The 10,805-nt window shown below is 45.8% G+C and carries 10 protein-coding genes and 1 pseudogene; 9 read left to right on the forward strand and 2 right to left on the reverse strand.

The window, feature by feature from the left end; genetic code table 11:
* Nucleotides 1-102: 102 nt before the first annotated feature.
* The 8 genes from Q0C19_RS08185 to Q0C19_RS08220 are packed head-to-tail and all read left to right on the forward strand — an operon-like array spanning nt 103 to nt 9,418.
* Nucleotides 103-1,857, forward strand: a complete 1,755-nt coding sequence (locus Q0C19_RS08185; protein WP_295054982.1) for a GGDEF domain-containing protein — start codon at nt 103-105, stop codon at nt 1,855-1,857.
* Nucleotides 1,858-1,906: 49 nt separating this feature from the next.
* Nucleotides 1,907-2,404 (forward strand): transcription elongation factor GreA, encoded by a 498-nt coding sequence (gene greA, locus Q0C19_RS08190; protein WP_295054985.1) that lies wholly within the window; start codon nt 1,907-1,909, stop codon nt 2,402-2,404.
* Entirely contained in the window at nt 2,391-3,404 is a 1,014-nt protein-coding gene (gene argC, locus Q0C19_RS08195; RefSeq protein ID WP_295054987.1) for an N-acetyl-gamma-glutamyl-phosphate reductase, read from the forward strand. Before greA ends, argC begins: the two co-directional genes overlap by 14 nt.
* Nucleotides 3,364-4,137 (forward strand): metallophosphoesterase, encoded by a 774-nt coding sequence (locus Q0C19_RS08200; RefSeq protein WP_295054988.1) that lies wholly within the window; start codon nt 3,364-3,366, stop codon nt 4,135-4,137. The genes argC and Q0C19_RS08200 overlap by 41 nt, the downstream gene beginning before the upstream one ends.
* The gene (locus tag Q0C19_RS08205; protein ID WP_295054991.1) at nt 4,134-5,078 is read left to right on the forward strand and encodes a chemotaxis protein; all 945 of its coding nucleotides are present in this window, start codon (nt 4,134-4,136) and stop codon (nt 5,076-5,078) included. Before Q0C19_RS08200 ends, Q0C19_RS08205 begins: the two co-directional genes overlap by 4 nt.
* Nucleotides 5,079-5,088: 10 nt before the next feature.
* The gene (locus Q0C19_RS08210; protein ID WP_295054994.1) at nt 5,089-7,587 is read left to right on the forward strand and encodes a chemotaxis protein CheW; all 2,499 of its coding nucleotides are present in this window, start codon (nt 5,089-5,091) and stop codon (nt 7,585-7,587) included.
* A 2-nt stretch (nt 7,588-7,589) separates the two neighbouring features.
* A complete protein-coding gene (locus Q0C19_RS08215) occupies nt 7,590-8,084 on the forward strand; it encodes a chemotaxis protein CheW (protein WP_295054995.1) in 495 nt (164 codons plus the stop codon).
* A gap of 29 nt (nt 8,085-8,113) precedes the next feature.
* Nucleotides 8,114-9,418 carry an aminopeptidase P N-terminal domain-containing protein gene (locus Q0C19_RS08220; protein ID WP_295054997.1) on the forward strand — a complete coding sequence of 435 codons (1,305 nt, stop codon included), beginning with the start codon at nt 8,114-8,116 and terminating at the stop codon, nt 9,416-9,418.
* On the opposite strand, the gene Q0C19_RS08225 is transcribed toward Q0C19_RS08220, so the two are convergent.
* Together Q0C19_RS08225 and Q0C19_RS08230 are read right to left on the reverse strand one after the other, a co-directional pair.
* Nucleotides 9,415-9,843, reverse strand: coding sequence for a hypothetical protein (locus Q0C19_RS08225; RefSeq protein WP_295054999.1), 429 nt, complete (start codon nt 9,841-9,843; stop codon nt 9,415-9,417). The two genes, Q0C19_RS08220 and Q0C19_RS08225, sit on opposite strands and share 4 nt — an antisense overlap.
* Nucleotides 9,843-10,331, reverse strand: a complete 489-nt coding sequence (locus Q0C19_RS08230) for a hypothetical protein (protein ID WP_295055001.1) — start codon at nt 10,329-10,331, stop codon at nt 9,843-9,845. Before Q0C19_RS08230 ends, Q0C19_RS08225 begins: the two co-directional genes overlap by 1 nt.
* A gap of 75 nt (nt 10,332-10,406) precedes the next feature.
* On the opposite strand from Q0C19_RS08230, the pseudogene Q0C19_RS08235 reads away from it, so the two are divergent.
* Nucleotides 10,407-10,805 (forward strand): annotated as a pseudogene (locus tag Q0C19_RS08235) (DUF445 domain-containing protein); the annotation flags it as partial.

Raw genomic sequence — 10,805 nt, forward strand, 5'->3', positions numbered from 1 at the left:
AGATATTTTAAAGTGATAACCGAAGTGATGAAGCAAGTCTGATATCGGTAAAAGAATCACTTTGTAACCTTCTTGTGACAAGAGGGATTTATACTCACTCTCATGGAACCTCTGCACCCCCTTTATCATCACTACCTCGACGTTTTGGATGTCGCATTTCAGCCTATCGTAGATATCCATTCCGGAACACTTTTCGGAGTGGAAGCCTTGCTTCGGGGGACCGATACCCTCGGATTTGAGAGTATCGAATCTTTTTTTGACCGCCTTTATGAGGAGAATATCCTTTATTCGTTTGATTTGCTTCTTCGTGAAAAGGTGATTGATAAATTTTGTACGATTGAAGGGTATGAGAGTCTTAAACTTTTTTATAATCTTGATAACCGTGTTTTAGAGATGACCGACTTTTCGAAAGGGAACACCTTTCGCCTTCTGAAACGTCACAACCTGGACCCCAAAGCCATCGTCTTTGAACTCTCAGAGCATAATGAAATTCTCAATATTGATCATTTTACGAAATTGATGCACCATTATGGCGATGAGGGGTTTTGCATTGCGATTGATGATTTCGGTATCGGACAATCAGGATATAAACTTCTTTATCACTGTACCCCCAATATTATCAAAATTGATCGATTCTTTTTAACGGATATCGACAAGGATCCCAAAAAAAAGCTGCTGGCTCGTAATATGGTGCAGCTCTCAACTTTGCTGGGGTGCCGTGTCATTGCGGAGGGGGTGGAAACCGAACGGGAACTGTTGGTGTGCAGAGAGATCGGCTGTCACATGGTACAGGGATATTTTGTCCAGCGTCCGACGCTCGATTGCACCCTTGTTGTCAATAAGTATCTCATACTATCGGATAATTTTAAAGAAGAAAAGCGTTCGATAAGCAATCAAAAAATAGTCTTAAAACGTCTCGAACCGCTTAAAGCAATCATGGTCGGGGATTCGATGGAGGTATTGCTCGATCTTTTGAATGAAAAAGGGACTTATCTCGTGCCCGTTTTGGACACGGCAATGCATCCGGTGGGCATTATCCATGAACATCAGCTCAAATCCATCGCCTGTTCTCCGTATGGGCGCTCTTTGACTCAAAACCGCTCTTCCAATCTCTCCGCACTCGAAAACTATATCGAACCGATTCCCGTAGTTGATCTGACAATGCCTCTTGAGACGATGATCGAACTCTTTTCCCTTTCACAAAATGCACCGGGTGTTTTAATCGTTGAGTCCTCCCGTTACATCGGATATCTTAGCGCACGGGAGATGATCGAGGTGGTACATGAGCGTAATCTTATCCGAGCGCGCGATGAAAACCCGCTGACACGACTTCCCGGAAATTTTAGGATCAACGAATACATCGCCAACGTCATTGAGAGCGGTTCCGATACGGTATTGGCCTATTTTGATTTCGATCATTTCAAGCCCTACAACGATTATTACGGATTTCGCAGCGGAGATCGGGTCATTTTGCTTTTTGCCGAACTGATGCATAAAGTGCTGTGTAGCGATTATTTTAAAGGGCATATCGGAGGGGATGATTTTTTTGTGGGGGCAATTTTGGATGAGATACATACCTTTGAAACGATATGCGGTGAGATTGAAACTTTGATTGCAGCCTTCAGTGATGAGGTAAGGGCATTTTATGAGCCCTCAGATCGTGAACGCGGCTGTATCGTCGGGGAAGATCGGGACGGCAACGTGCGTGAGTTTAAACTTCTCGGAGTCAGTTCCGTCGTGATTCGGATGGGAAGCGGCTCGTCGATCACCTCGAGTGAGCATCTGCAGCGGATGTTCGCCATGGAGAAAAAAAATGCAAAAAAATCCCCCAATCATATGAGCATCATCGGTAATTGAGACGATAGCTTTGGTATAATGTCCCATTATTATTTCTGCGGAGCAAACAGTGGAACAAAAAGAACCCATGACAAAATACGGTTTTCAGCGATTAAGTGATGAGCTGAATACCCTAAAGAATATCGATTTGCCGGCAGTTAATGTCGAAATCGACCGTGCCAAAGAGTACGGAGATCTAAAAGAAAATTCCGAATACCATGCGGCGCGTGAAAAACAGGCGTTCATCGGAACCCGTATCGCAGAACTGGGAGAGGTGATTTCGCGTGCGCAGATTGTCGATCCGAGTGAACTTGAACATGCCCGTATAAGTTTCGGTTCGACGGTAGTGCTCTCTGACCTTGACACCGACAGCGAGGTGACCTATACGATTGTCGGCGGTTGCGAAAGCAATCCCGAACGGGGTCTAATCTCGTTTAACTCACCTTTGGCAAAACAGCTTTTAGGACGTGAAGAGGGGGATGAACTCAACGCAAAGCTCCCCGGCGGTGTTAAAAACTTTGAAGTACTTGAAGTGAAATATCAGGAGATCGTGTTTGAAAGTCATTAACGTCGGTATTATCGGAGTCAGCGGCTATACGGGGTTAGAACTCGTAAAAATGCTTATTTCCCATCCGATTTTCAATCTTGTCTACTGTGCCAATACGGAAGGTGAAACGACCGTTGCAGATCTTCATCCGTCACTGTTGGGTGTGTGTGATCTGAATGTTGAAAAGGTTGATATCGATCGCGCCTCGCAGATATGTGAACTTGTCTTTTTGGCACTTCCCCATAAAACGGCAATGCAAACGGCTAAAGGGTTATTGCAACGAGATATCAAAGTCGTCGATCTCTCTGCCGATTATCGGTTGAGTCAGGAAAATTACGAAGCGTTTTATTGTGAGCATGAGGATTTGGATAACCTTTCGCATGCCATTTATTCGATTCCTGAATTTCACGGCAATCTAGCTGCCGGAGCAAAACTTATTGCGAACCCCGGGTGCCACGTTACCGCTTCACTGATGGCATTGGCCCCGTTTTTGGATCATATCGATTTGTCGCAGCCGATTTTTATCGATTCCAAAACCGGTGTTTCGGGTGCGGGAAAATCTCCGAGCAGCACGGTTCACTATGTCAATGTCAATGACAACATCAACTGCTACAACATCATCAAACACCGCCATGCTACCGAGATCGAACAGCATGCATCGTCGCTATGTTCTCATGCCGTCAAAGTAACGTTTGTCCCCTCCCTTGTCCCTATGACGCGAGGGATGCTTTCGTGTGTGTACGCAACGCTAAAAACCGAGTGTGACCCGCTGGCGGAGATGGGAAAATTTTATCAGAATAAACCGTTCGTCCGCCTCCGCAATGCACCGCCGCATACCAAAATGACCTCCGGAACCAATTTCGCCGATGTTTACGCAACCCGTCACGATAATGCGCTGGTGGCTATGTGTGCGATTGACAATCTAATGCGCGGGGCGAGTTCACAGGCATTGGTCAATGCCAATATCATGATGGGACTGGATGAAGGGCTCGGTATCCCGCGCATTGCGTATGTCCCCTAAACCTCTCCAACCGGGGGCAATTCTCATTGCCGATGCCCATTGCGCACCGTGGCGTACTCCGTTTATCGACTTTCTTCGTGCCCTCGAGTCCGGTGAGGTTGTGACGCCGCAGCTCATTTTGATGGGAGATATCTTTGATATGCTTTACGGACCGATACCCCGAACATACGGTTACAACACCGAAGGGATCGATCTTTTAAACCGCCTCTGTAAAACAATAGAAATCATCTATCTCGAGGGGAATCACGATTTTTTACTTGAAGATTTATTTCCTGATATCACCATAATCCGTCGTGAAAATCAGCCGATTACCATGAGTTATGAGGGGAAAAATATTGCTTTCTCCCACGGCGACAGCGCTATGGGTTTTGGGTATGAGCTCTATACGGCATTGATACGCAGTACTTTAGTCTTGGGCGTATTGCGTGTTATCGATACGGCAGGGGGCGGGTTTATCGTAGCTTGGCTGGAAAAAGAGATGAAACGCAAATCCCATTGCCGCAGTATTGAGCATTTTGATGCACTGATAGAAAAGCGATTGCGCTCCTTGAAAAGCGAATCAATCGATATCCTTATCGAGGGACATTTTCATCAAAATAGAGTGATCCATTATCCTCAGTTTGATTACATCAATGTGGGCGCTTTTGCTTGCAATGAAAGATACTTTACTGTACAATCAATTCAAAATAAGACGTTATTGCACGAAGCAATGTTTCGTAAGGAGCCCCGATGAAGGGACAAGGAGAGATTTTAAAAGTCGGAAGCAACGAGATGGAGCTTGTCGATTTTCGTATATTTAAGCGCGAAGGCGATGAAGTATACGAGGGGATATACGGTATTAACGTTGCTAAAGTGCGCGAAATTATCCGATTTCCGAAATTAACCGAGTTGCCCGGAACACCGCCGTTTATCGAGGGGATCTTTGATCTTCGCGGTGTGGTTATTCCGGTGGTCAATTTGGCTAAATGGATGGGAGTTGACGCACCGGATGGGATAGAAAAAGAATCCCGGGTTATTATTACCGAATTCAATAACATTTTGATCGGATTCGTCGTGCACGAAGCCAAACGGATCCGTCGTATTAACTGGAAAGATATTGAGCCTGCCTCTTTTGTCTCGGGTGATGGCGGAATGGACAGTTCTAAGATAACGGGAGTCACCCGTATTGAAGACGATGCGGTTCTTTTAATTTTGGATTTGGAAAGCGTTGTTCAAGAACTCGGCCTTTATCAACCCGCCAGCGGTAAACTGGAAGACGGTAAATACAATTTCAGCGGCTATGTTTTGCTACTGGATGACAGCGGTACGGCACGCCGTATTATCAAAGAGGCGTTAGAACAAATGGGCTTTGATGTTATCGAAGCGACCGACGGAGAAAACGGTCTTAGAATCTTGGAAGAGTTGTACGCGAAGTATGGTGAAGGTATAGCTTCCAAACTCCGTCTTATCGCTTCGGATATTGAAATGCCGTTGATGGACGGATTTCATTTCGCGGCGAATGTGAAGGCAGACCCAAGATTCAAAATGATTCCGATTGTCTTTAATTCGTCTATCAGTGATTATTTCAGTGAGCTTCGCGGAAAAGAGGCAGGCGGAGAAGCATACTTGGTCAAATTTGATTCGAATTTATTTTACGATGAAGTAGCACGTGTTGTTCGTGCTCATATTCAATAGGGGATAGGCAATGGATGAATTTCAAGAAATATTACAAGATTTTTTGGTTGAGTCGTTTGAACTGATTGAGCAGCTTGACCAAGATCTCGTGGAGCTCGAGTCACGACCTGATGATTTGGATTTGCTAAACCGTATCTTCCGGGTAGCCCACACGATTAAAGGGGCAAGTTCTTTTTTAAATTTCGATGTGTTGACCCATTTGACTCACCATATGGAAAATTTATTGAATATGGCTCGTCATGGAGATTTGGTGATAGATGCCAACGTCATGGACGTTATCCTTGAATCGATTGACTTGATGAAAGCGCTCCTTGTCCGTATCCGAGACAGCGGTGAAGATAGCGGATTGGAAGTGAATCCGTGTGTTGCTCGTTTAGATGCGGTAGCAAACGGTACTGCATTGGGAGAAACGGTTCCTTCTGCCACACCTGCTGCTGCACCTGTTCCGGAACCGGTAGCCGCGGTAGAAGCGGAAGCTGATTATTCAGGGATGAGCGAAGAGGAAGTGGAAGCGGAGATCGAGCGTCTGATTGCGCTTCGACAAGCAGAAGACGCGGCAAAGCGTGCTGCTCATGGCGGACAAACTGTGACAGCAGTTCAGGACGAAGAACCTGATTATTCAGGGATGAGCGAAGAGGAAGTGGAAGCGGAAATTGAGCGTTTGATCGCTGTGCGTCAAGCGGAAGATGCTGCAAAACGTTCACAAAAAGGTCACGAACCGGAAGCACCGAAAGCTGAACCGGCGGCTCCCGCTCCGGTAGCGGCTACTCCTCCTGCCGCTCCTAAGAGTGAACCTGCTGCACCTGTTAGAGCGGCTCCTGCACCTAAAAAAGTCGAACCGAAAGATGATGGTGAAAATCGGGGCGGTTCTGCAGTGGAACAGACGATCCGTGTCGATGTTAAACGGCTCGACCACTTGATGAACCTTATCGGTGAACTCGTATTGGGTAAAAACCGTTTGATTAAAATCAATGATGACGTTGAAGAGCGTTACGAAGGGGAAGCGTTCCTCGAAGAACTCAATCAGGTTGTATCGATTGTCTCTTTGGTGACGACCGACTTGCAAATTGCGGTTATGAAAACCCGTATGTTACCGATCGGAAAAGTGTTTAACAAATTTCCTCGTATGATCCGTGACCTTTCTCGCGAACTCAATAAGAAAATTGAGTTGGAGATTACCGGGGAAGAGACGGAGCTTGACAAATCAATTGTCGAAGAGATCGGCGATCCGCTCGTTCACATTATCCGTAACTCCTGTGACCACGGTATCGAAACACCGGATATACGTCTTGCTTCCGGCAAAGAAGAGGGGGGAACGATTCAGCTTAAAGCCTATCATGAAGGGAACCATATCGTTATTCAGATTATTGATGACGGTAAAGGTCTTGATGCCGATATGCTTAAATCCAAATCCATTGAAAAAGGGATTATTACCGAAAAAGAGGCTGATCTAATGTCTGAGAAAGAGGCATTCGGACTGATTTTCAGACCGGGCTTCTCGACTGCCGCACAAGTGACAAGCGTTTCAGGACGCGGAGTCGGAATGGACGTTGTAAAAACGAACATCGAAAAACTCAACGGTATGATCGATATCGACTCCGAAGTGGGCAAGGGTACGTCGATGAAACTCAAAATCCCATTGACCTTGGCGATTATCCAAGCGTTGCTGGTCGGTGTTCAAGAAGAGTATTATGCGATTCCTCTTGCATCGGTTCTTGAGACGGTTCGTATCAGCAAAGATGAGATTTATACGGTAGAAAGCCGCTCCGTTATGCGTCTTCGCGATGAAGTTCTCTCTCTCGTTCATATCGGAGATATTTTCGAAGTTGAACGTGTATTCGATAACAGCGAACATGCTTACGTGGTTGTTCTTGGATTGGCTGAGAGTAAAATCGGTCTTATCGTCGATTCATTGGTCGGACAAGAAGAGATCGTTATTAAGTCTTTGGGCGAATATCTCAAAGGGATCGAAGGGATTGCCGGAGCAACAATCCGCGGCGATGGCGGCGTAACTTTTATCGTTGATGTTGCGGCATTGATGCAGATGGCAAAATCGGTTAAATCGACCGTAGGTCAAGAGAGTGCGGAAGCCAAAAATCGCGGAGGAGCTAAAAATTCTCCGACCGACTATTGTGTCATGATCGTAGACGACTCCAAAACCGACCGTACCATCATGCGCAAAGCGCTTGAACCGATGGGGATTACCCTGATTGAAGCCAATGACGGAGTCGAAGCCCTTAATATTCTAAAGCAGGGTGACCATAACTTCGACGGTATGCTAGTCGACATCGAAATGCCGCGTATGGATGGGTATACATTGGCGGCAGAGATCAAAAAATACAATAAATATAAAAATCTTGCGCTGATTGCCGTCACATCCCGTACCGGAAAAGCGGACCGTATGCGCGGGGTTGAATCAGGTATGGTTGAGTACATTACAAAACCGTATTCTCCGGAATATCTGATGAACGTTGTCAAACGCAATATTAAGTTTAATGAGGGGCTATAACAATGAGCGAAAAACTTCAACAAATTATTAATAAACAGAACAAAACCCTCTCCGGAGATGATGTTAAAATCGATGAAGTGATTCAATTGGTCGGATTCATCGTGGGTGATGAAGAGTTTTCGGTGCCCATTTTGAGCATCCAAGAGATTATTAAACCGATTTCTTGGACACGTGTTCCGCAAACGCCTGAGTATATTTTGGGCGTATTCAATCTTCGCGGTTCGGTTATTCCGTTGATCGATTTGCGTTCACGTTTCGGATTAGAGACGATGAAGCATACCGAAGAGACCCGTTTTATCGTGATGAAAAACGGTGATGATGTTGCCGGATTCGTCATTGACCGTCTCACTGAAGCGATACGGTTACCGAAAAAAGATGTCGGGCCTGCGCCGGATACGATTGCCGAAGAAGAGAGTATGATCGATGGTGTCGGCAAACAAGCCGACCGAATTATTACTATCCTCAAAGTAGGTAAACTTTTGGAGCGAAATTTCTAATTTGGCTCCATTTATGGCACAATATCGCCATGAATGAAATACACTTCTCACAGCGCCGCGCTCAACTACTCGACCTTATGGAAGAGGGGGTGGCGATTGTTGCTTCCGCATCTGCTAAAACCCGCTCCAATGATACCGAATACCCTTACCGTCAAAACAGTGATTTTTATTACCTCTGCGGGCTGAATGAAGACAATGCTGTTCTTATACTCAGCAAGAGTGGCGAATCAACCAAAACACTCCTCTTTGTCCAAGCGCATAATGCCGAACACGCACTGTGGAACGGTGAGCGTATAGGATTAGAGAGAGCACGTGAGCATTTTAGTGTCGATGAAGTACATGACAGTGCCGAATACAGCGGGATGATCAAAGAGCTTCTGCGTGAACATATCAATCTCTATATTGATTTGCACGATGAATCTTTGATTCTCACTGAGGCAAAAGGTGCCGCTCGGGCATTGCGTGAAACACGAGGGGTCAAACGTCATATCCGCGCTATTTGCGATATCACCCATCTTATCCGAACAATGCGATTGATTAAGTCGGATGAAGAGATCGCACACATTACGAAAGCGCTTAAAATTACGGCAGAGGCACATCATACCGCGATGCAAAAATGCCGTGCAGGGATGAGAGAATATCAGCTGCAAGCCCATATGAGTTATATCTTTTTAAATAACGGAGCCGCAGCTGAAGCCTACGGGGCAATTGTTGCAGGGGGAAACAACGCCAATACTCTTCACTATGTTGATAACCGCGATGAACTGTGTGAGGGCGATTTGGTATTGATTGATGCGGCATGCGAGTGGGAACTTTATGCCAGCGACATAACCCGTACCTTCCCGATCAATGGAAAATTCACCGATGCGCAGAAAGACGTATATGAAAAGGTACTGGATGTACAGTTGCGGGTCATTAATGCGATCAAACCGGGAGTAAAGAGGGATTGGCTCCAAGTTTACAGTGAAGAACTACTTTGCGACGTTTTGATAGAGCTGGGTATTTTGAGCGGGGAGCGAAGTTTCCTGATGGAAGCGAAAGCGCACAAAAAATATGCACCTCACGGGATAGGACACTGGATGGGGCTGGATGTTCATGACCCGTGTCCGTATGTGGATGAAGCAGGGGAGAGCTTAGCGTTTCGAGCGGGGATGGTGATGACGATTGAACCGGGACTGTACTTTCGCGCCGATGATGAGAGCGTGGAAGAAAAATATCGGGGGATCGGTATCCGTATCGAGGATAATATCCTCGTTACCGAAAGCGGGTATGAGAATCTCTCCTTTATGATTGCAAAAACGGTAGATGAGATTGAAACAATCTGCCAAAGTTAATTAGTATAACTGTAACTCCATCCGCTGAGGCCATCTTTCGCCTCTTTAAACCCTTGAGAATCTCCTAAAAAATCGATAATATGGAGCAATGTCCACGGGATGGTATTGGCTTCGGCATCATCAACGATATGGCGCGGCATCGGAGTCTCCTGAGTTGTCAGGGCAAAGGCAATCCGTTCACGATTACTTAAAATATGTGAGGTTGCGGTTATCCCCAGTTCACGGCAGAATTTTTCCAGAATAAGAGGCTTTACCTCTTCCGGTATCACATCGGACGTATTGAGGATAATACTAAAGTGGATCGGATGTTCATCCGTCATCATGGAGGGGGATGCCATCAGAACATATTCGACATTCTCAAGAAGTGTTTTGATCTCACCTGCTGAGAGGTAGCTGTTGACTTTGAGGGGTTGCATTTCCTGCATTAACATTTTCCTTCGAGTATTTTAGCGATGAGCGATGTCATTCCGATATGAAGATTATAGTTGGTATTCGGAAAATCAACCCATTCATCTTTTAGATTGACGCTGTAACCGCTGAGATAGAGACCTAAAACCTTCAAATCGATCGGCTGATAGGCACTGCTACGCTCAACTGCAAGGTGAGTCCGTACCAATCTCCCCTCCCGATTACTGTGTGAGAGGGTAAATGCAAGGGTTTTAAGGCTGAGGAGATCGCACCAACGGACAAAGAGTCCCGGGGTCAGCTCCTCATGAGGATTCCCCTCGGGGTCAAAGAGAAGATTTTGCTCTCTAAGCGGAAGAAGAACGCTAAGAATCGCTTCACATAACGGCAGACTTTTTTGCCGCCAGAAGGGAGCTTCATCGCTTCGATCCAGTGCAGCGGAGAGTGCTTCCAAGATGGTCGAGTTTTCAGAATGGCGAAGCAGGGTATCCATACTATTAAGAATCATGTGCCGCTCCTTTTTTATGGGGCTAACTTTAACCTTTTTTGTATAATACCCCTATTAATAGTAGGAGTTTTTAAAATGGATAAAGGATGGGCAACAAATGCCGTTTCAGTCGGTTTAGTCGGAGTATCTTATACTGTGGACGGAATGGGTGCAGAGATAATGCGGAGTGCCGGATTGTTTGCCCTCTCCGGAGCCGTGACCAATCAGCTTGCCATACACATGCTTTTTGAAAAAGTACCGTTTTTGTATGGATCGGGAATTATTCTTGATCGGTTTGAGTCGATACGTGAGGCGCTTAAACTACTTATTATGGAACAATTCTTTACCCCGGAAAAAATAGAAAAATTTGTTCAATCCCAAGAGCGGACGATTAATTTGGCTCCGATCATTGAAGAGACTGATTTTAGCCCCGCTTATAAAGCCCTTGTCAAAAGTGTGATGGAATCTCCGATGGGAGGAATGCTCGGAATGTTT

Origin of the sequence: Sulfuricurvum sp., assembly GCF_023250475.1 — a bacterium.
GTDB lineage: Bacteria > Campylobacterota > Campylobacteria > Campylobacterales > Sulfurimonadaceae > Sulfuricurvum.

Coding starts and splice junctions, on each gene's coding strand:
- Q0C19_RS08185 (WP_295054982.1), top strand. CDS start 103: ATGGAACCTCTGCACCCCCTTTATCATCACTACCTCGACGTTTTGGAT.
- Q0C19_RS08200 (WP_295054988.1), top strand. CDS start 3,364: ATGAAGGGCTCGGTATCCCGCGCATTGCGTATGTCCCCTAAACCTCTC.
- Q0C19_RS08205 (WP_295054991.1), top strand. CDS start 4,134: ATGAAGGGACAAGGAGAGATTTTAAAAGTCGGAAGCAACGAGATGGAG.
- Q0C19_RS08210 (WP_295054994.1), top strand. CDS start 5,089: ATGGATGAATTTCAAGAAATATTACAAGATTTTTTGGTTGAGTCGTTT.
- Q0C19_RS08215 (WP_295054995.1), top strand. CDS start 7,590: ATGAGCGAAAAACTTCAACAAATTATTAATAAACAGAACAAAACCCTC.
- Q0C19_RS08220 (WP_295054997.1), top strand. CDS start 8,114: ATGAATGAAATACACTTCTCACAGCGCCGCGCTCAACTACTCGACCTT.
- Q0C19_RS08225 (WP_295054999.1), bottom strand. CDS start 9,843: ATGCAGGAAATGCAACCCCTCAAAGTCAACAGCTACCTCTCAGCAGGT.
- Q0C19_RS08230 (WP_295055001.1), bottom strand. CDS start 10,331: ATGATTCTTAATAGTATGGATACCCTGCTTCGCCATTCTGAAAACTCG.